Origin of the sequence: Nocardia panacis, assembly GCF_003598715.1 — a bacterium.
Taxonomy (GTDB): Bacteria; Actinomycetota; Actinomycetes; order Mycobacteriales; family Mycobacteriaceae; genus Nocardia; species Nocardia panacis.
In genome coordinates this window covers 472,867-493,009 of record NZ_QZFU01000019.1, presented here as the reverse complement: position 1 = coordinate 493,009, position 20,143 = coordinate 472,867, and the positions used below count along the sequence as shown (strand labels likewise).

The following is a 20,143-nucleotide window of genomic DNA, read 5'->3' as shown; positions in this document are numbered from 1 at the left end:
AGCGGGTGAGCGACGAGCAAATCGGTTTCGATATCGATGTTGAGCAGACCGTTTGGGGCAAGTGGGTCGATCCGGCCCGGCGGGCCGCGCAGGTGCGGCGATTCCTGGATCGGATCGGGCTGTCGGCGCTGCCGCCGAAGGTGTGGGAGTTCGAGTCGCCGGAAGCCTCGCGGATCGGTGGAGTCATCGCGGACCTGTTCCCGGACACCGAAACGGCTGTGGCACCGGAGAACTCGGATGTCGCTGATCAGTTCGTGTGTTTCGTCGGTGAGTGTTTCATCCGCTACGCGGGCGCGCGATGGTACGACCACGCGCGGTACGGCCGGACGAGCGAGGACAGCGATATCGAGCCGGTCGAGTTGTATCAGGGGATCGAGCCCGGCGTCGTGTTCGATCCCGACAGTGGCAGCCGCAGCTACACAGCCGGATATCTCGTGGGATACACGGTGCGATACGGATTCGGCGGTTTCAACGGGACTGCGGGATTGATCCTGGCGGGCGCGATGCTGCACGAAGGGCGATCGAGCCACGCCGAAGACAGCGAATAGCTTCCAGCCCGCGAGGCGGGCGTTGTGGGGGTGGTCATGTCCGAGGAAGACAGGCGGCGCGCGGAAGCACGGGAGAGGATGCGTCGCGCCGACGAGGCCGCGAAACAGAGAGGACGCGAGAACAACGCGCGCGGCGAGTACTTTCATCGAGGTATGGCGCGGATCCGGGGTGAGACCCGTGAGAACGGGTGGGAACGCGAGTATGTCGAGCCCTCCAACGGACAACGCATCGACCAGGCCCGCGTCTACGTCAACAAGGACCAACGCGCGATGCGCGAGTACAAGTCCGGCCGGATCGATGAACGCTCCCTAAATCAACTCCGCGGACACAAGGAGTTGCTGGAGAAGGGCATCTTCCGTTCCGGCGAATGGGTGACGACCACTCCGCTCGCGCAAGCACCTCCCGAGTTCCGCGAGCTGGCTCGACAGATGGAACGCGACCCGAATCTGAATTTCCGGTACGTCGTCGTCTCCCGCGAACTCGCCGACCGCGCGATCGAACTCGGGCAGCAACTGGCACCCGGCGTACGACAACTCGAACTGGTTTCCAGCTACGCCCTCGACCGCGCCGACCGCGCCCGCAGACGACTCGAACACATCCGGGAGATCGCGAAGGCACGAGAACGCGCCGCGCTCTTCCGGAAGACCGGACAGCTCCGGGACGGTGTCGAACGCGGACGCGCCGAAGCACCCCGAGTGATCGAACAGGAACGACAAGCCAGGGTCGAGGCCGAGCGAGCACGAGAGGCGGAGCGGGCGCGGGACATGCAGAACCCCGTGAGAAGGGTCCAGATCGAGACCGCCGACCGCGTCGCACGAGAGTTCCTGGCCGCACGCGGGCTCCTCCGCGACGACAAGCGCGGGAAAGACTCCGCGCGACAGGCCGATTCGATCGCGGCCCTCGAACGCGAAACAGCGGAGAAGGAACGGGCCGACCGCGCGGCGCGAGAGAAAGCCGAGCGGGAAGCACGGGAAGCGTACGCCAGACACCTTGAAAGGCAAGGAATTCGGAAGGACATCGTGGAACTGATCAGACACCAGGAGGCCCCTGTCACAGCCCATGAACGAGACCGCGGGCTCGGCGACGACGCGCCTCGGGTTCAAGGACGTAGCCGAGACACAGGCGGCCGAGGGATCGAACGCACACGGGATTGACGCCGCTCCGGATCGGTGCGGCACCGAAGCATTCGCGCACCGGAATCTGCGGTGCCCAACGCGCACCGCGACAACCTCGGCCAGCTGAGCGAGCTGCCGTTCCGGGCAAGAAGGTGAGCTCGAACGGCGATAATCGGCGGCGGACTTTTCGACCCCTTTTCTCTCCGAGACCGAGTTCCGCAGCGACTCTACTCAATTCGACCACATCCCCATGTCGGCTAACATGATTTTCACTCTATTTCCGCATGTCAACAACACAATTCGACAAATCAAACACGAACAACCCAGCCGACTGGACGCGACACCTCGAAATTATCACGACAACAAAGACTCCGGCCGCACGAAGATACATAGACCACCGACACACGACACATCGAATATCCAAAAAGCGCCGAAGACTCGGCCGGATCCACCCGACCACCGCCACCCCATGTCCATCACCCCCTACCAAGGTAGGACCCTGGGCAACGAAATGCGCGAGAAAGTGCCCCGGAACAGGCAGTACAGTCGCCCAGCATGTGGCGGCTTGATCGCCACACCGAACCACACACCGACAACGACACCGAGAAACACACGCAACACCACACCGCCACGACCGTACGTCGACACGCCACGGCGGGACCACTCCAGTTCGGAATTATTTCCACTGAAGAGACTCCGAAGCGAATGGAAAATGCTATATCCCAAATTCGTCCGACAGAGACAAGTCTCCGCAGCATGTATCCCCTACGGCGGCGAGGCAAACTGTCGAGGCCCAACCTCTAGCGGGAAATGCATTCCCGCAGCAGATTCATGATGCGAGAGTGTCGAAATCAGTGAGTGTCTCCAGCAGTACAGAGGTATTCGAAAGTTCGCACCTCGAACGCTCCGGGAGACCCGACCGTGAACACACCCGAACCGCAAGACCCGCCCGCTCCGAATATTGACCGTGCCGGTCGACGCTGGCACATCGACCGGATCGACACCGAACCACTCTCCGAGGTCCAGCACCAGCACGCCGTCGCCATCCTCGCCGACCTCATCACAACATGGGTTCTGAACCGGTTCGATAGTCCCGGCTACCACACCCGAAATGCCGCATGAATCAATCGGACGGAAAATTTCAGTGTGCCGCCAATCGCAATCGATGCCAAATCGAGAAATAATGGATAATGGATAAATCCGTCGACCCACTACCGACTCCGGGCGCGTGCGCGTAGTCGATTTGCGAAATGACGTTCCGGGAGCATCGAAGGGAATCCGATACGACACGTTCCAAAGCCTCTGCCGGTCGAACCCCCGCCGAAGTCGTTGTCGGTTTCGGGGCGGAGCTGCGGGTGGGGACCTACACTCGTCGTTCCACCGACGACGAGCATCAGCCGTATTCCATCGGCGCTCAGGAGACACGCTTGAGCGCCTACATCGATTCCCAGCCCGGCTGGCGCCACAGCATGTCCTTCACCGACGACGCCTCCGGCGCGACCACCGAACGCGACGGGCTCGGCCGCGCCCTGGCCGCGGCTCGCGCCGGGCCATCGATGTCCTGCTCGTCTACCGAGTCGACAGGTTCTCCCGCAGCCTGCGCGATCTGGTCACCCTGCTCGACGAACTCGACCGGGCCGGAGTCGTATTCCGTTCCGCGACAGAACCGTTCGACACCTCCACCCCGATGGGCCGCATGCTGGTACAGATGCTGGGGATGTTCGCCCAATTCGAACGCGACACCATCATCGACCGCGTCATCGCCGGAATGGAACGCAAAGCAGCGGAAAGGACTCTGGAAAGGCGGCTCACGCCCCTACGGCTACACCGTGGACAAAACCCACCCAAACCCTCGTCGTCGACGAAGCCGAAGCGGTCGTGGTCCGCGCGATCTTCGACACCTACACCCACCGCCGCCTCGGCTCCAAAACCGTAGCCGCCGAACTGAACCGACGCGGACACCGCATCCGCTCCGGACGCCCCTGGTCCGCTCACCAAGTCCTGCGCGTCATCACCAACCGGGTCTACCTCGGCGAGTTGACCTTCCGAGGCAACACCGTCACCGACACCCACACCCCGATCATCGACACCACCACCTTCGACCACGCCGCCACAATCCTCGAAGCACGCGGCGAATCCCACGCCCACCGCGCCGCGAACTCCTCCGACTACCTGCTCACCGGACGCCTGCGCTGCCCACGCTGCGGCCACGCCATGCTCGGCACCCGCGCCACCGGCCGAAACCGCACCTACCGCTACTACACATGCTTCACCCGCGCCCGCCACGGCACCACCCACTGCGACTTCGACCGCCTCGACGCCGACTCCGTCGACACCACCGTCATGGCATCACTCGCCGAGTTCAACCGCACCCGCCACGACCTCACCGACCAAGCCATCAACGCCCACAACGCCACCACGACACCAGCAGCGACAAGCGCAGCGAACTCGCCACCATCACCACCGACCTCACCAAAACCCAACAAGCGATCGACCGCTACCTCACCGCATTCGAGACCGGCACCCTGAACCCCGAACTCCTCGCCACACGCCTCACCGAACTGCACACCAAAACGAACCAACTCACCACCCGCCGCGACGAACTCACCAACACCCCGAACAACGCCCCCACCACACCCGAACCCGACCAGCTGACCGATATCGCAGACCACATCACCCACGTGATCACCAGCGGCAGCCCCACCCACACCAAAGGGCTGATCGAAACACTGGTCGCCCACGTCGCGATCATCGAACCCGACCGGCTTCAACCCACCTTCCGAATCCCCCAACCCGGAAACGACAGCGGGGCCGATACCGCAGAATCTGCGGCATCGGCCCCGACGGGGTCGGTTCGCACAATGACCCCTCTGGTGGAGCTAAGGGGACTCGAACCCCTGACCCCCACACTGCCAGTGTGGTGCGCTACCAGCTGCGCCATAGCCCCTGGTGGGTTGCGTTTCGGGTGTTTCCCTTGCGCTTGAATGAAGTTACACCACGGGGATCTCGGCAGCCAAATCGCCTGGATTCGGTGGGTTTGGTCAGGGTTTGGGCTGGGCGATTTGGATGAGGTTGCCGCAGGTGTCGTCGAGGATGGCGGTGGTGACGGCGCCGTGGTCGATCGGGGGTTGGGTGAAGGTGACGCCGAGGTCGAGCAGGCGTTGGTATTCGGCTTCGATGTCGTCGACGGTGAAGGAGGTGTAGGGGATGCCGTCGGTGAAGAGGGCCTGTTTGAAGGGGCGGGCGGCGGGGTGACCTGCGGGTTCGAGTAGGAGTTCGACGCCGTCGGGGTTGTCGGGGGAGACGACGGTGAGCCAGCGGTCCTGGCCGACGGGGACGTCGGTTTTCTTCACGAAGCCGAGTGCTTTGGTGTAGAAGCGCAGGGCTTTGGCTTGGTCGTCGACGAGCACTGAGGTGACGGTGATGCGCATTGGCTGCTCCTCGGTGGTTAGCGGGTGAGCAAGTTCACCCACTCCGAATCCTGCCAGTCGACCTTGTTTCCGGCATCCAGGATGGTGGGGGTGCCGGCGTTGGGGCCGATGACGCCCTGCAGGGCGGTCAGTGCTGTGTCGGCGTCGGTCTTGGCGGCCGCGACTTTCGCGCCGGAGGCGACGCAGTGCACGACGGGTTCGGGTGCGCCCGCGTCGCGGGCGATATCGGCGATTTGGGCATTGTTCAGGTCGGCGCCGCCTTCTTTGGGCTGCTTCCCGGTGAACATCTGCTGATGGAATTTGGAGTAGACCGGACCCGAGCCGCCTTCGGCGACGCATTCGTTGGCGGCGATGGCCCTGGTCGAGTAGTCCTTGCTGCTCGAGCGTTTGTCGAGGAAATTCAGCAGATGGTAGCGCACGGCGAGTTTGCCCTCATCCATCTTCTGGGCGATCTCTTGGCCGTGGATGCGTTCGAGGGTGCCGCATGCGGGGCACAGCGGGTCCTCGTAGATGTCGATGGTTTTGCCCGCGTTGTCGCGTCCGAGTTGGATCACCCCGTCGCGCAGCGACGAGTGCACGCTCAGTTCGCGGACGGGTCCGTAGCCGTCGTCGCGGATGGAGGGTTCGTCGCGGCCCCAGCGCAGGGCCACGATCACGATCAGCGCGATGAGGGCGACCGCGACGCCGCCGAGGGCGTAGGTGGTTTTGCTCGACATCGGACGCGGGGTGTATTTCGGACGCTGTTCGCTCACCCGGACCACTCTGCCGCAACCAGGGGCGCGCCTGCGGAGGCGGGCGACGCCGCTCGGCATTTTCTAAGGTTGGGCCGCCATGATGGCGACGGACAGGAAGGCGGGTGAGTCCCGAGGTGAGCAAGAGCAATGTTGTCGCGGCGACCAGAAGGTCCGATCGCAGGCGCAATGTCATCGTTCAGGTCGCGGTGGCGGGGGTGCTGATCGCCCTGGTGGCGGGGATCGGGATCAGTCTGGCGGTGCGTAAATCGCATTCGAACAGCGCGGGTCCGACTCCGGTGGTGACCGGGGTGTCGGCCGATGGTGTGGCCGCTTCGCTCACCGATACCGGAGCCATCCGTCTCGGCAAACCGGACGCCAAGGTGACGGTGCGCATCGTCTCCGATCTGCAATGCCCGGTCTGTAAGAGCTTCGAGGCCGCCAATGCGCAGACGCTCGCCGATGAGGTGGCCAATGGTTCCACCGCGGTCGAATACAACGTCGTCTCGTTCCTCGACAATGCTTCCTCCGGCACCAGGTATGCCTCGCGCGCGGCCAACGCGGCTTTCGTCGTGGCCGCCGCCGATCCGGCGAAGTTCCAGTCGTGGTTCACGGCCATGTATGCCGCGCAGCCTCCGGAGGGCGGCAAGGGTCTTCCCGATGATCGGTTGATCGAGTTGGCCGCGCAGGCCGGCTACACCGATCCCGCTGTCGCGCAGGCGATTTCCGAGGACAAGTACGACGGCTACGTCCAGCGGATCAGCCGCGAGGTGGCCGGTAGCGGGATTACCGGCACGCCAACGGTTTTCGTCAATGGCAAACAGGTTCCGCAACAGTCGCTGTTCGTGGGCGACGGTCTGCGTCGCACGATCGACGCTGCCAAACAGGTTTGAACTATTCGTGCTGCTGCTGGAATCCGGTGACCATCGCCCGTAGCCCGGTCTCGAACCATTCGTCGTAGTAGGCGGGCGCCGGGTCTGGGGCCGCCTGCTCCACCCCCGGCGGCGTCCCGACCTGCGCGAGTGAGTGTCCCAAGACGAAGACGCCCACCGATTGCAGGATCATCAGCCCCCGATCCCGCGGGATTCCGGCGGCTTCGAATTGCTCCAATACTCCCGCCAGTAACGGCACCGCCGCCTCGGTGTCGACGGATGGGTGGCCGGCAGCGGTACCGCATGCGGGTGGGCGAGCAGCATGCGCCGATCGCGCCCGCGATGGCCGGCGGGGACGGGTAAACGTAGCTTGCGTTGTACTCAAACTGGCTCGCAACCCGATTCAGGAGATGTTCCGCAAATCCCGCTTCCTGGTCTCCCCGGCCCACAGGAACGCGCCCGCGGTGCACACGAGGGTCGCGCAGAGCAGCAGTGTGATCGGCTCGGTGGACGGATACCGGTGCAGCAGTGCGGTTCCGATGATCGGTATCAGCGCGCCACCGACGACCGTCGCCAACTGATAACCCAGCGACGCGCCGGTGTAGCGCACCTCGCTGGGGAACAGTTCGGCGAAGAAGGGCGCCTGCGCACCGGTCAACAACCCGTGCAGGGTCAGTCCCACGGTGATCACCAGCGTGATCCGCGGTGTGGTCCCGGTGTCGACCATGGGCAGCCCGATGATCGCCCACGCCCCGATGAGCACGGCGAGCAGCACGCTGGTCGGCTGCCGTCCGTATCGATCGCCGAGCCATCCGCCGCCGACGATGGCCACCGCCTGGAAGCCGGAGGCGATGGTGATGGCCGTGAGCGCGGTCGACTTGGGCGCGTGCACGATCTGGGTGAGATAGGCCAGCAGGAAGATGCTGAAGGTGTAGTAGGTAGCCTTCTCCCCGACATCGGCCAGCGCCGCGAGCAGCACCTGTTTCGGGAAGCGGCGCAGTACGATCCACACCGGCGCGCCCTCGGGGACGCGCGTCGCCCGGAACAGCGGCGACTCCTCGACCGCGTGCCGCAACCACAGGCCGATGGCCACCAGCACGACCGACAGCAGGAACGGGATCCGCCAACCCCACTGCTGGAATTGGGAATTGGTGATGCCGAGCCCCAGCAGCGCGAGTACGCCGGTGGCCAGCAAATTCCCGATCGGTCCGCCCGTCTGCGGCCAACTGGTCCAGAAGCCGCGGTGTTTGGCCGAACCGTGTTCGGCGACAAGCAGAATCGCCCCACCCCACTCGCCGCCCAGCGCGAGGCCCTGGATCAGGCGCAGCGCGAGCAACAGGATCGGCGCGGCCACACCGATACTCGCGTAGGAGGGAATCAAGCCGATGGCGACCGTGGCCGCGCCCATCAGCATCAGCGTGAACGACAGGGTCCGGCGGCGGCCCATCCGGTCGCCGAGATGGCCGAACAGCACCCCGCCGAGCGGACGCGCCAGAAAGCCGACGCCGTAGGTGATCAGCGAGAGCAGCACGCCGGTCAGCGGATCGTCGGTGGGGAAGAAGACCTTGTTGAAGACGAGCGCGGCCGCCAGTCCGTAGAGGAAGAAATCGTAGAACTCGATGGTGGTGCCCGCCACGCTCGCGGCGACGATCCTGGCGAATCGCGCGCCGGACGGGAGGCTCTGGTCGGTCACTGACATATTCGTCATCCTCCGGCCCGCGCGCGAAACCCGCGCGCGGATGGGAGTATTCGCGCGGGTCCAAGACGTCGATCGACTAGTTTGTAACCGTTGTCATTGTCATCAACCTCGGTCGGAGGGCGCATGTCGGATTCGGGTGTCGTCGCGGCACGGCGGGTGCCGGTGACGTCCACGCATATCTTCGTGGTGCTCGCGTGGCTCGGCATCCTATTTCGTGCCCCGCTCGTCGACTGGGTCGGCCGCACTCCCGAACTACAAACGGCCACAACCATATTCGTGGGCGTCTTCGTTCAGGCGCTGCCATTCCTGGTGTTGGGCGTCGTGATGAGCGGCGCCATCGCGGCCTTCGTCTCCCCGGCGGTGCTGCGTCGCGTCCTGCCGCGCAATGAGACCGCGGCGGTCGGTGTGGCAGGTCTGGCCGGAATGGCGCTGCCCGGCTGCGAATGCGGTGTGGTCCCGGTATCCAAGCGGCTGATCGATCAGGGCGCGCCGAGCGGTGCCGCCTTCGCCTTCCTTTTATCCGCTCCCGCGGTGAATCCCGTGGTGCTCGTGGCGACGGCGGTGGCGTTTCCGGGAGAGCCCGGTATGGTCGGTGCGCGATTCGCGGGATCGCTGGCGACGGCGCTGATCATGGGCTGGCTGTGGACGCGGCTGGGTCGTCCGGAGTGGTTGCGGCCCAAGGGCGGAGCACACGATCACTGCGGGACGGACGGGCGACGCCGGGTGGTGTTCGCCGAGGCCGCCCGGCACGACTTCCTGCAGGCCGCGGCCTTCCTGGTGATCGGCGCGGCCGCCGCGGCCGCGCTGCATGTGCTGGTCCCACCGCAGTGGTATCGCCACCTCGCCGGCCAGATGCTGGTGTCGATCGTGGTGTTGGCCCTGCTCGCGGTGGTGCTCGCATTGTGTTCGGAGGCCGACGCTTTCGTCGCCTCCAGCATGTCGAGTCTGCCGCTGCTGCCGAGGTTGGTCTTCCTCGTGGTCGGTCCCGCGGTGGATGTGAAGTTGTTCGCCATGCAGGCGGGCACGTTCGGCCGTCGGTTCGCGCTGCGTTTCGCACCGCTGACCTTCGCGGTGGCCACCGTCTGCGGTGCGGTCGCGGGCTATCTATTCCTCGGAGGCGCTCGATGAATCGCGTGACCCAGAATCTGCTGCTGCTCCTGATCGGCGGCGCGACGCTGAAGATCACCCTGGACGGCACCTACCTGCGCTACGTCAAACCCGGTTTGTATCCGTATCTGCTGATCAGCGGGGTGGTGGTGCTCGCACTGGCCGCCGTGGCGATCGGGCGCGATATCCGCCGGGGCCGTGCGCAACCCCAACACGATCGCGGCACGCCGCAGTGGCTGCTGCTCGCTCCGGTGGCGGGGCTGCTGCTCATCGTCCCACCCGCGCTCGGCGCGGCCGCGGTGCAATCGGGCACCACACCGCAGGCCGGTTCGATCGGCGCGGGCACCGGGATCAAGACCCCGCACAAGATCACCTTCGGAGCCCTGCCACCGGGTGACGCGCCGACCATGCGCATGTACGACCTGATCGACCGCGCCTCCTACGACAACAGCGGCGAACTCGACCGCCGCGAGATCACCGTCGTCGGCTTCCTGGTCCGCACCGACGACGGCGGCGATATCCGCACCGATGGCTCACAGCAGGGCTGGGATCTGGCCCGAGTCGTCATCACCTGCTGTGTGGCCGACGCCCAGACCCTGCGCATCCACTTGAACGGCGACCTGGGCCGACCGGAGGACGGGGCCTGGATCTCGGTGCGCGGCAAGGTGGTCCACGATTCCGCCCGCCCCGAGAACTATATGACCCCGACGCTGACCGTCACCGAACTCCATCCGGTGCAGGCACCGAGCCAAAGCTACGGATAGCGCACCTCCGCCTTCGCCCCGGCCGTGCGCGGGTCTATCGCCGGCAGCGCCCTAATGCAGCGCGCTGCCCTGCACCCACTGATCCCACGGCATCGTCCAGTCGCCGTTCTGCCAGATCTCGAGCGGCGACCCACCGGTATTGCGCACCTCGACCACATCGCCGGGCACCGCGAAATCGAAGAACCAGCGCGCGTTCTCACTGCTCAGATTGAGGCAGCCGTGCGAGACATTGGTGCTGCCCTGCGCCCAGATCGTCGAGTCGAGCGCGTGCAGGTAGATGCCGTCGGTGCTGATGCGGGTGGCCCAGCCGATGGCCTCCTTGTAGCCCAGCTTGGAGTTGACCGGCAGCCCGTAGGTGGAGGAGTCCATGATCACCGGGTTGGCCTTGTCCATCACCGTGTAGGTGCCGGGCATGGTCCAGAAGGTGATGACCTTGTTGCCGACGTTCTCGCTGCCGCCGCGTCCCATCGAGGTGGGCAGGGTGCGAATGAGCTGACCGTTCTCGAAAACCTGCACCTGGTGGGTGTTGTCGTCGGCGATCGAGACGTGCGAGGCGCCGATGGTGAAGGAGGTCTTGCTGTCCTCCTGGCCGTAGATGCCTTGACCCAGCTGTGCGCCATAGATATTGGCGGTGACGGTGACCTTCGTGCCCGACGCGTAGTACTGCTGCGGCCGCCAGTGCGCGTTGCGCTCGTCGACCCAGTACCAGGAACCCTGCACCGGCGGCTGCGTGGTAACGGTGAGCCGCTTTTCGGCGGCGGCATGGTCGGGGATGTCCTCGTCGAAGTGCGCGACCACGACCGTGCCGACCCCGTAGGTGCCGCCGTCATTGAGCGACTGACCGCCCGTGGTGTTCAGGTACACCTTCGTCTGGTTGCGCGGTTTCAAGGTGGCGAAGGACGCGCTCATCGGCCCAAGTTTGCCGGTGATGGTGACGCCCTCGGCGTTGACGGTGTAGGTGTGGCCGTAGCCGAGCGGGCCGGTGGGCTTCCACGCCGTCATATCGGGGGTGAAGATGCCCTCGACCGGTTTGCCGTCCTCGTTGGTCATGTTCACCGCGGTGAGCATGCCGTCGGTCGCGCTGATCCGGATGGGCGCGAGTGGATCGATATCCGAACCACCCGCCGGATCGATGCTGATCTTGGGCGCGGGCGGCGTTGGACTGTTCGCCGCGTTCGGCGTGCCGGAGCACGCGGCGAGCACCAGTGCCACGAACAGGACCAAACCTGTTGCGGCAGAGGATCTATAGCGGCGGGACATGCACGCGCCTCTCTGAATCAGTCGGGCCCCCTGGCCGACTTGCTGTGACCTGTTATACCTGCGCGGGTAGTCTACTGGACCGCTCGGACGTGTCCGTTTTGGCGGGATTGCTCGGGCGGATCAGCCGAGTTGGACGGAGCGCCGGGCCATGCCCTGCCAGTAGCCGTCGATGACGGTGCGCTGGGTGCGCAGATCGTCCTCGCCCGCGCCGAGGCTGACGAACAGCGGCGCGAAATGCTCGGTGCGCGGATGCGCCAGTTCGGGGGTGGGCGCGCGATGGGCGAAGTCGAGCAGTGCGTCGATATCGTTGGCGGCCAGCGCTTCTCGACCCCATTCGTCGAATTCCGCAGTGAACGGATAGACCAGTGCGTCATCGCCGGTGAGCGCGTCGAGATTGTGGGTGAAGAAGCCGCTGCCCACGATGAGCACGCCCATATCGCGCAGTGGGGTCAGCTTGCGGCCCAGGGCCATGAGTTCGACCGGGTTCAGGGTGGGCATGGACAGTTGCAGCACCGGGATGTCGGCCTCGGGATACATCTCCTTCAGCGGGACGTAGGCGCCGTGGTCGAGTCCGCGTTCGGGCACGTCCACCACGCCGGCGCCGGGTCCGCTCAGCAGTTTGCGGACCTGCTCGGCCAGGTCCGGTGCGCCCGGCGCCGGGTAGGTGACCTGGTAGTACCGCTGCGGGAAACCCCAGAAGTCGTAGGTGAGCGGGACGGTGGTGGTCGCGCCGAGCGCGATGGGGGCGGCCTCCCAGTGCGCGGAGATCATCAGGATGGCGCGCGGGCGGGGTAGGTCGCCCGCCCAGGCGGCGAGTTCGGCGGGCCAGCGCGGATGGTCGGCCAGCGGCGGTGCGCCGTGCGACAGGTACAGGACGGGCATGCGGGTCATCCGGCGGTCTCCTCGCTTCGAGTTGGTTCAAATTTGAACTCAACGGTACCTCTTTGTTCAAATTTGAACAAGGCGATAGGGTGCGTGGGTGACCGAATGGCTCGATACGCAGGAAATGCGGATGTGGCATGCCTTCCTGGCCGCTGGCGCGCTGGTGGGTCGCGAGATCGATCAGCAACTCAAGGGGGAGGGCCTGTCGCACACCCAGTACGAAGTGCTCGTCCGGCTCGCCGACAGCGTGGCGGGCCGCCTGCGCATGTCCGAACTCGCCGACGCGCTCTACACCTCCAAGAGCGGCCTCAGCTACCAGGTGACCCAGTTGGAGAAGGCCGGATTGGTCCGGCGCGAGACCTGCCCGACCGATGTGCGGGGGATCGTCGCGGTGCTCACCGAACAGGGGCGGACCAGATTGCGGGAGGTCGCGCCCGGACATGTCGCGACGGTGCGACGGGCGCTCATCGACGTGCTCACACCCGCGCAGTCGCGGGCCATCGCCGAGGGGCTCGGTGAAGTAGGGCGACGGCTGGCCGGGTAGCGGTTCGTTCACCGGTCCGAACAGGCCGAGCCGGGCACGCCCTCGACTATCCTGGAGAAAACGTCTGTCCACTCGGGGGTGCGTGATGTTCGCACGTGTCAGCAAAGAGTCGGCGCAGCAGCTTCCCACCGGCAAGACCACGCGTCCGATAAACCAGGGCAAAGCGCCGATAGTCGGTCTGGCGCAAGAAGAGTCCGGCCACCCGCTACCCACGGCGACACGCGCCGACTTCGAATCCCGTTTCGGTGTCGACTTCTCCGACATCCGCGTCCACTCGGATCCGGCGGCGGCCCGATCCGCGCAGGAGTTGAACGCCTCGGCGTACACCATCGGCAGGCACATAGTCTTCGGTGCGGGTCGCTATCGACCGGAGTCGGTCGGTGGCCGCATGCTGCTCGCCCACGAACTCGGCCATGCCGTCCAGCAGCGCGATGCCGTGCCCACCGAGGCGATCCGGCGCAGCACCGCAGGCGAGGAGCACGAAGCGCGGCGAGCGGCCGTTGGAGCACTGGCGGGCCTGGCGCCAACGCCGGTATCCGGCTCCCAACTCGCCATCGCGTGCGCGCCGACCAACGAGGACCCGGCCGCCGCCGACCTGCACGATACGGAGCAATTCGGCGACGCCGCAAGGGATTTCGAGAAAAGCAACGGCGGCCTCGGTGCCGATGTGGTCGCGAGGATCCGTTCCGGAATCATCAAATTGGCCCTCGAGTCCAAGACCTACGAGGTCGCGTTCGCCTTCTTCAAGTTCTATTCGGGCTTCTTCAACAGCATCAAGAAGATGTCGCCGGACGAGGAGGCGCGAGCGCGCCGGGCGGACCGCTTGGCCGAGACCGACACCACCCTCGGCTTCACCTCGACGACCTTGCGATCGGACGTACTGACCTGGGACGACAAGCGTTTGGCCGTGCTGCTGCTGCACGAGTTCTCCCATACCGGGCACGTAGCGGCGGTGTCCTCCGCCGTCGGTGGCGGTAGCTATCAAGAAGGGCAGTCCTACGGAATCGAGTACTTCTACGCCGAGGTCGCGGGCGATACGGCCCGCATGACGAAGATCCAAGGGATCGTCGGAGCGGGCGAAGTGCTCGGCTATATGAAGGCCGCCGATCTCGGCCGATTCCAAGAGGATTTCAAGGTGACCTACGCCCTGCTGACGGCGCTGCGCGAGGTGGTCACCAAGGGCTCCTCGGCGCGCCTCCCCTTCCCCGAGATCACCTCGGCGAAGGCGCAATTGCTCGAAGCCGAGATCGTGCGCAGTTTCCAGAACCCGAGCGCCGACCTGGCCAGATACATCGCCTACGCCAAGGCGCATCTCGGGACGTTCCGGCTGCCGCCGATCTGACGGCCAGGGCGAAAACTCGCTGGTACAAATGCGATCCGTGATCTAGCGTTGCGACCGTGGTGCAACTGGACCGGACCGTCGACCGTGGGGCGCTCGGTGCGGCCGCTGTCACCGTAGTGCTGTGGGCCTCGGCCTTCGTCGTCATTCGCACTGCGGGGCACCATTTCTCACCGGGGGCCATGGCGCTGGGCCGGTTGCTGGCCGGTTCGGTGACGCTCGGCGTCATCATGATCGTCACGGGGGAGCGGATCCCGCCGCGCGCGGCTTGGCGCGGCATCCTCATCTCGGGCGTGCTGTGGTTCGCCTGCTATATGGTCGCGCTGAACTGGGCCGAGCAGATGATCGATGCGGGCACCGCGGCCATGGTGATCAATATCGGGCCGATCCTCATCGCGCTGCTCGGCGGCATGTTCCTCGGGGAGGGGTTCGCGCCGCGCCTGTTCGCCGGTATGGCGGTGTCCTTCGGCGGCGCGGTGGTCGTCGGCCTGTCCACCTCGCACGGCGGTGGGGCGGCGCTGCTCGGGGTGGTGCTGTGTCTGCTGTCCGCGGCGGCCTGGGCGGTGTCGGTCGTCGCCCAGAAGCCCGCGCTGCGCCATGCCTCGCCGCTCCAGGTGACGACCTTCGGCTGCACCGTCGGCGCGATCTGCTGCCTGCCCTTCGCGGGTCAGTTGGTCGACGATGTCGCCGCCGCGCCGCTGTCGGCCACGCTGGGCGTCGTCTACACCGGTGTCCTCCCGACCGCCGTGGCCTTCACCGCGTGGGCGTACGCGCTCTCGCGCACCTCCGCCGGGAAGTTGGGCGTCACCACCTACGCGGTGCCCGCGCTGGTCGTCTTCCTCTCCTGGGCCGTGCTGGGCGAGGTTCCCGGCCCGCTGACCATTCTCGGCGGTGCGCTGTGTTTGGCCGGTGTGGCGGTCAGCCGCTCCAAGCCGCGCGGCGTCTGAACATTTCCCATCCGGTCGACCGTCCAGGTCGGCCGAGATCTTTCCGTGATCCGCGTCGCACCGTCGGTATGCCGCTTCCGGTAAAAATATCCCCGCTGGTGGCCGGGTTTCACAGTGGTCCGGATCGCATTTCGAGCATTGTTACGGCCAGGTTTCGGTGATCCGCGCCACATTGCGCCCATGTTAATCCCATTCCTGTAATTCAAGTTGAAGGCACTTTGAGCTGGGTCATTGTCCAGAAGTCTTGAGTAACGGTTGAGCAACGGTCACTGTTATCGCAACGTGATCTGCCGCGAATTCTCCGCTACCGTCGTCGGCGGCCCGGAACACCGCCGGGTCCGACTCGAATCGCTGAACGCCGTAACCCCGCCCCGCGATTCGCTGGTCCCCGACATACCTGAGGGGCAGGGACCCGGTTGACCTCACGCCGGAGTAGGTGGGCGCAGGCAGGAAATCATATGTCGCTCATCCGCAAGAACCGCAAGCTCAGCACCCGCGTCGCCGGTCTCGCCGTCGCGGTCGGCGCGTTCGCCGCCGTCCCCTTCGCCCTGTCCACCGCCACCGCCTCGGCGCACAACTGGGACGCCGTCGCGTCCTGCGAGAGCAGTGGCAACTGGGGTATCGACAACGGCAACGGCTTCTCCGGCGGCCTGCAGTTCACCCAGAGCACCTGGGAGGCCAATGGCGGCTCGGGTCGTCCGAGCTCGGCCAGCCGAGAGGAGCAGATCCGCGTGGCCGAGAACGTGCTCGCCACCCAGGGCGTCGGCGCGTGGCCGGTCTGCGGCGCCTACCTCTGAGCCTTCGCCGGTTCTGACCTTCGAAACACCCATCGCGAAATGCGATGGGTGTTTTCTTTTGTCTCGAATGGTTCCGGGTGCGCGCGGCAGTCGACCGCGGTCGTTGTGCGCAAATTGGTGGCAAGCATTTCGGATTGGCTCGGTGGCCACTTCGGCGCAATCAAGATCATCTATTGGGCCGCTGAGCGGGTGATCAGGTTCGTGGCTGCGGGGTGTCGGTTATTGCCGACCGGCATCGAAGCGGTCTCGGTGTTCCGGCGGGTTGACCGCGAGCTCGGCGGCTCCCGCGTCTCCGGTCCGGTTTATCCGGAATAGGCTGCGGCCGTGTGGGATTCACCGCCATATCGTGCCGGGGAAGCATCCTTGTCCACGCGCGCGGAATAGGGCGATCCCGCCGCTCTGTAAAGGCATAGACGCAAGCACTTCTGTGTTGATACTCACAGGGGGCTGCGGCGCCCTATGCCCTGGCTCGAAATAGTTAGTCACGCTAACGTGTTTCTTTGATAGAGGGGATCTCTCAATCCAGTCAGCGAAGGAGGCCGGCTCATGGCGGATACGCGGGAAGATCGACTCGCGCGCCGGATCGCCGAGTTGTACGCCGAGGATGAACAGGTACGCGCCGCCGCGCCCGACGCGGCGATCGCCGCGCGCGTCCGCGAGCCCGGAATAGGGTTGCCGCGAATCGTCACGACGATATTGCAGGGGTACGCCGATCGGCCCGCGATCGGGCAGCGGGCCACCGAGATCACGGTCGAGGACACCGGTCGAAAGACCGTGCGCCGCCTGCCGAGATTCGACACCGTGACCTACGGCGAACTGGCCGAGCGCGTCGCGGCCGTGGCCGCGGCCTGGGCGGGTGAGGAAGACAACCCGCTGCGCCAGGGGGATTTCGTCGCCACACTCGGCTTCATCAGCGGTGACTACGCCGCGATCGACCTGGCCTGCCTCCGGACGGGCGCGGTGGCCGTCCCGCTGCAGGCGGGCGCCACCCGCGCCCAGCAGGGCGCGATCCTGGCCGAGACGGAACCGCTGCTGTTCGCGAGCAGCGCCGAATTGCTCGACACCGCTGTCGAATTGGTGCTCGCCGCCCCGGTCACGCCGCATCACCTCGTGGTCTTCGACTACCACCCCGGCGACGACAAGCACCGTGCCGCACTGGAATCCGCGCGGGAACGGCTGGCGGGTCGCGTCGTGGTCGAACCGCTGACCGAGGTGCTCGACCGCGGCCGCACCCTGCCGCCCGCCCCGGAACTCAGCGGTGACGACGACGCGCTGGCCCTGCTCATCTACACCTCGGGCAGCACCGGGGCGCCCAAGGGCGCGATGTACACCCAGCGCCACGTAGCGCGCATCTGGCTCGGTATGCGCCAACTGCCGGTGATCAATTTCAACTTCATGCCGCTGGGCCACGTGGCCGGGCGCATATCGCTGTATGCCACGCTGGCGCGCGGCGGCACCGCCTATTTCGCCGCCGAGAGCGATATGTCCACGCTGTTCGAGGATCTCGCGCTCATCCATCCCACCGAACTGTTCTTCGTGCCGCGCGTCTGCGACATGGTGTTCCAGCGCTATCAGAGCGAGGTCGATCGCCGCACCACCGCGGGCGCCGATCCCGCCGTCCTGGACCGCGAGGTGAAAGACGAACTGCGGCACGAGATTCTGGGCGACCGCCTGATCTACGCCCTGGTGGGCAGCGCCCCGCTCGCACCGGAGATGCGCGCGTTCACCCGGTCGCTGCTCGGCATCCCGCTGCATGACGGATACGGTTCCACCGAGGCGGGCGGCGGCGTCCTGCTCGACAACCGGATCCAGCGCGACAGCGTGCTGGACTACAAGCTGATCGATGTGCCGGAACTGGGCTATTTCGCCACCGACAAACCGTATCCGCGCGGCGAATTGCTGCTCAAGACCAACACCATGATCCCTGGCTACTATCGCAGGCCCGAGGTCACCGCCGAGATCTTCGACGCCGACGGGTTCTACAAAACCGGCGACATCATGGCCGAGACCGGGCCGGACGAGCTGATCTATGTGGACCGTCGCAACAATGTGCTCAAGCTGTCGCAGGGCGAATTCGTCGCGGTCGCCCACCTCGAGTCGGTATACGCGAGCAGCCCGCTGGTCCGGCAGATCTTCCTCTACGGCAGCAGCGAACGCTCCTACCTGCTCGCGGTGATCGTCCCGACCGCAGACGCGCTTGCCGCGCACGGTGACTCGATCAAATCCGCGCTCGGCGACTCGTTGCAGCGCATCGGCAAGGACGCGCAGTTGCAGTCCTATGAGATCCCGCGCGACTTCCTGATCGAGACCGAACCCTTCAGCGAGGAGAACGGCCTGCTCTCGGGTATCGGAAAGATCCTGCGCCCCAAGCTGCGGGATCACTACGGCCCCCGGTTGCAACAGCTCTATGCCGACCTCGCGGCGGAGCAGACGAACGAACTACTCGAATTGCGCCGCACGGCCGCCGGATTGCCCGTGCTGGAGGTCGTCGGTCGCGCCGCGGGCGCGCTGCTCGGCTGCGCGGGCGCCGATCTGCGGCCCGACGCGCACTTCACCGATCTGGGCGGCGATTCGCTCTCGGCGCTGTCGTACTCCACTCTGCTGCGCGACATCCTCGGCGTCGAGGTGCCGGTCGGGGTGATCGTCAGCCCCGCCAACGATCTGACCAGTCTCGCGAAATATATCGAGGCGGAACGGGATTCGAGCGCGGGCCGACCCACCGCGGCCTCCGTGCACGCGAGCGCGACCGAGATCAGGGCCGCTGAGCTGACCCTGGACAAGTTCCTCGACGAGCGCACCCTCGCCGCCGCGTCGACCCTCCCGGCGGCCACCGGCACGCCGAGAACCGTGTTGCTGACCGGAGCCAACGGCTACCTCGGCCGGTTCCTGTGCCTGGAATGGCTGCAGCGGTTGGCACCGGTCGGCGGCAAACTGGTCTGCGTCATCCGGGGTAGCGATCCGGCCGCCGCGCGCGCCCGGCTCGACGCCGCTTTCGACAGCGGCGATCCCGAACTGCTCCGGCATTACACCGAACTGGCGCGGGACACGCTGGAGGTGCTGCCCGGCGATATCGGTGACCCGGATCTCGGCCTGGACCAGGCGAATTGGCGGCGGCTCGCCGAGACGGTCGACCTGATCGTGCATCCGGCCGCACTGGTCAACCACGTGCTGCCCTACGGACAGTTGTTCGGCCCCAATGTGGTCGGCACCGCCGAGGTCATCCGGCTCGCGATCACCGCGCGGCGCAAGCCCGTCACCTATCTGTCGACGGTCGGCGTCGCGTCCGGTATGGCGCCGGGAGAGTTCGACGAGGACGGCGATATTCGCCGGACGAGCCCGCAGCGTCGCATCGACGACGGGTACGCCAACGGCTACGGCAACAGCAAGTGGGCAGGCGAGGTGCTGCTGCGCGAGGCGCACGACCGGTGCGGGCTGCCGGTGGCGGTATTCCGCTCGGATATGATCCTCGCCCACAGCCGCTACGCCGGTCAGCTCAATCTGCCGGATATGTTCACCCGGTTGATCCTGAGCCTGTTGACCACGGGAGTAGCGCCCTACTCCTTCTACCGCACCGATGCGGCGGGGGAGCGCGAGCGCGGCCACTATGACGGTCTCCCAGCCGATTTCACCGCGGCGGCGATCACCGAACTCGGGGTGCGGGTCACCGACGGGTACCGGACCTACGATGTGTTCAACCCGCACGACGACGGTGTGTCCCTGGATCTGTTCGTGGACTGGCTGATCGAGGCGGGCCACCCGATCCGACGCCTGGACGACTACGGGCAGTGGTTCGCGCGCTTCGAGACCTCGCTGCGCGCGCTGCCGGACAAACAGCGGCAGGCCTCGGTGCTGCCGCTGCTGCACGCCTACCGCGAACCCGAACCGGCGGTGCGCGGGTCCGCCTTCCCGACCGAGCGCTTCCACGAGGCGGTTCGGGAGGCGAAAATCGGCCCGGACCACGATATTCCGCATCTGTCGCGCGCGCTGATCGACAAGTACGTCAGCGATCTGCGGCTGCGCGGCCTGCTCTGAAGCCGCGGTTTCGATTCGCCGTATCCCACCTCCCCGCGCATGCCAGACTGAAGGCGAGCAGAGGGAGGTGGGCC

General features: G+C 66.0%; 19 protein-coding genes, 1 tRNA gene and 1 pseudogene. 14 read left to right on the top strand and 7 right to left on the bottom strand.

The features are described from left to right. The first annotated feature begins 5 nt into the window (after positions 1–5). The 5 genes and pseudogenes from D5S18_RS17075 to D5S18_RS35365 all read left to right on the top strand — a co-directional run bounded on the left by D5S18_RS17075 (position 6) and on the right by D5S18_RS35365 (position 4,193). On the top strand, positions 6–548 hold the full coding sequence (locus tag D5S18_RS17075) for a hypothetical protein (RefSeq protein WP_120041964.1): 543 nt from the start codon (positions 6–8) through the stop codon (positions 546–548). A 429-nt stretch (positions 549–977) separates the two neighbouring features. Then, on the top strand, positions 978–1,703 hold the full coding sequence (locus tag D5S18_RS17070) for a hypothetical protein (protein WP_147403975.1): 726 nt from the start codon (positions 978–980) through the stop codon (positions 1,701–1,703). Between the two features lie 882 nt (positions 1,704–2,585). Continuing rightward, positions 2,586–2,786, top strand: a complete 201-nt coding sequence (locus D5S18_RS17065; protein ID WP_120041962.1) for a hypothetical protein — start codon at positions 2,586–2,588, stop codon at positions 2,784–2,786. 128 nt (positions 2,787–2,914) lie between these two features. Beyond that, positions 2,915–3,600, top strand: a pseudogene (locus tag D5S18_RS36385) (recombinase family protein). Next, the gene (locus D5S18_RS35365) at positions 3,543–4,193 is read left to right on the top strand and encodes a recombinase family protein (RefSeq protein WP_203236770.1); all 651 of its coding nucleotides are present in this window, start codon (positions 3,543–3,545) and stop codon (positions 4,191–4,193) included. Before D5S18_RS36385 ends, D5S18_RS35365 begins: the two are co-directional and overlap by 58 nt. 342 nt (positions 4,194–4,535) lie before the next feature. Here D5S18_RS35365 and D5S18_RS17055 read toward each other — a convergent pair. The 3 genes from D5S18_RS17055 to D5S18_RS17045 form a co-directional block, all read right to left on the bottom strand. Beyond that, positions 4,536–4,611 (bottom strand) — tRNA-Ala (locus tag D5S18_RS17055). 94 nt (positions 4,612–4,705) lie between these two features. Next, complete coding sequence (locus D5S18_RS17050) at positions 4,706–5,095, bottom strand: VOC family protein (RefSeq protein WP_120041961.1); 390 nt, start codon at positions 5,093–5,095, stop codon at positions 4,706–4,708. Positions 5,096–5,112: 17 nt separating this feature from the next. Then, entirely contained in the window at positions 5,113–5,847 is a 735-nt protein-coding gene (locus D5S18_RS17045; RefSeq protein WP_239003816.1) for a DsbA family protein, read from the bottom strand. A 104-nt stretch (positions 5,848–5,951) separates the two neighbouring features. On the opposite strand from D5S18_RS17045, the gene D5S18_RS17040 reads away from it, so the two are divergent. Continuing rightward, positions 5,952–6,719 carry a DsbA family protein gene (locus tag D5S18_RS17040; RefSeq protein WP_120041959.1) on the top strand — a complete coding sequence of 256 codons (768 nt, stop codon included), beginning with the start codon at positions 5,952–5,954 and terminating at the stop codon, positions 6,717–6,719. A gap of 1 nt (position 6,720) precedes the next feature. Here D5S18_RS17040 and D5S18_RS17035 read toward each other — a convergent pair whose 3' ends face one another. Continuing rightward, positions 6,721–6,936: a hypothetical protein gene (locus D5S18_RS17035; protein WP_120041958.1), complete on the bottom strand. Its 216-nt coding sequence runs from the start codon at positions 6,934–6,936 to the stop codon at positions 6,721–6,723. A 165-nt stretch (positions 6,937–7,101) separates the two neighbouring features. Beyond that, positions 7,102–8,397 (bottom strand): MFS transporter, encoded by a 1,296-nt coding sequence (locus tag D5S18_RS17030; RefSeq protein ID WP_120042214.1) that lies wholly within the window; start codon positions 8,395–8,397, stop codon positions 7,102–7,104. Between the two features lie 123 nt (positions 8,398–8,520). Here D5S18_RS17030 and D5S18_RS17025 point away from each other — a divergent pair, with 123 nt between their 5' ends. Together D5S18_RS17025 and D5S18_RS17020 are read left to right on the top strand one after the other, a co-directional pair. After that, positions 8,521–9,525 (top strand): permease, encoded by a 1,005-nt coding sequence (locus D5S18_RS17025; protein WP_120041957.1) that lies wholly within the window; start codon positions 8,521–8,523, stop codon positions 9,523–9,525. Further along, the gene (locus tag D5S18_RS17020; RefSeq protein WP_120041956.1) at positions 9,522–10,268 is read left to right on the top strand and encodes a TIGR03943 family putative permease subunit; all 747 of its coding nucleotides are present in this window, start codon (positions 9,522–9,524) and stop codon (positions 10,266–10,268) included. Before D5S18_RS17025 ends, D5S18_RS17020 begins: the two co-directional genes overlap by 4 nt. A 51-nt stretch (positions 10,269–10,319) precedes the next feature. Here D5S18_RS17020 and D5S18_RS17015 read toward each other — a convergent pair whose 3' ends face one another. Both D5S18_RS17015 and D5S18_RS17010 read right to left on the bottom strand, forming a co-directional pair. Beyond that, a complete protein-coding gene (locus D5S18_RS17015; protein ID WP_120041955.1) occupies positions 10,320–11,528 on the bottom strand; it encodes a L,D-transpeptidase in 1,209 nt (402 codons plus the stop codon). A 120-nt stretch (positions 11,529–11,648) separates the two neighbouring features. Then, positions 11,649–12,410: a dioxygenase family protein gene (locus D5S18_RS17010; protein WP_439651148.1), complete on the bottom strand. Its 762-nt coding sequence runs from the start codon at positions 12,408–12,410 to the stop codon at positions 11,649–11,651. Between the two features lie 97 nt (positions 12,411–12,507). Between D5S18_RS17010 and D5S18_RS17005 the strand changes: the two genes are divergently transcribed. The 6 genes from D5S18_RS17005 (at position 12,508) to car (ending at position 20,069) form a co-directional block, all read left to right on the top strand. Continuing rightward, on the top strand, positions 12,508–12,954 hold the full coding sequence (locus D5S18_RS17005; protein WP_239003815.1) for a MarR family winged helix-turn-helix transcriptional regulator: 447 nt from the start codon (positions 12,508–12,510) through the stop codon (positions 12,952–12,954). 85 nt (positions 12,955–13,039) lie between these two features. Continuing rightward, complete coding sequence (locus D5S18_RS17000) at positions 13,040–14,296, top strand: eCIS core domain-containing protein (protein WP_120041953.1); 1,257 nt, start codon at positions 13,040–13,042, stop codon at positions 14,294–14,296. 56 nt (positions 14,297–14,352) lie between these two features. Further along, positions 14,353–15,240, top strand: coding sequence for a DMT family transporter (locus tag D5S18_RS16995; RefSeq protein ID WP_203236769.1), 888 nt, complete (start codon positions 14,353–14,355; stop codon positions 15,238–15,240). Positions 15,241–15,698: 458 nt separating this feature from the next. Further along, positions 15,699–16,037: a transglycosylase family protein gene (locus D5S18_RS16990; protein WP_120041952.1), complete on the top strand. Its 339-nt coding sequence runs from the start codon at positions 15,699–15,701 to the stop codon at positions 16,035–16,037. Positions 16,038–16,142: 105 nt separating this feature from the next. Then, entirely contained in the window at positions 16,143–16,352 is a 210-nt protein-coding gene (locus D5S18_RS16985; protein WP_147403974.1) for a hypothetical protein, read from the top strand. Between the two features lie 231 nt (positions 16,353–16,583). Next, the gene (car, locus tag D5S18_RS16980; RefSeq protein ID WP_203236768.1) at positions 16,584–20,069 is read left to right on the top strand and encodes a carboxylic acid reductase; all 3,486 of its coding nucleotides are present in this window, start codon (positions 16,584–16,586) and stop codon (positions 20,067–20,069) included. Positions 20,070–20,143 lie beyond the last annotated feature (74 nt).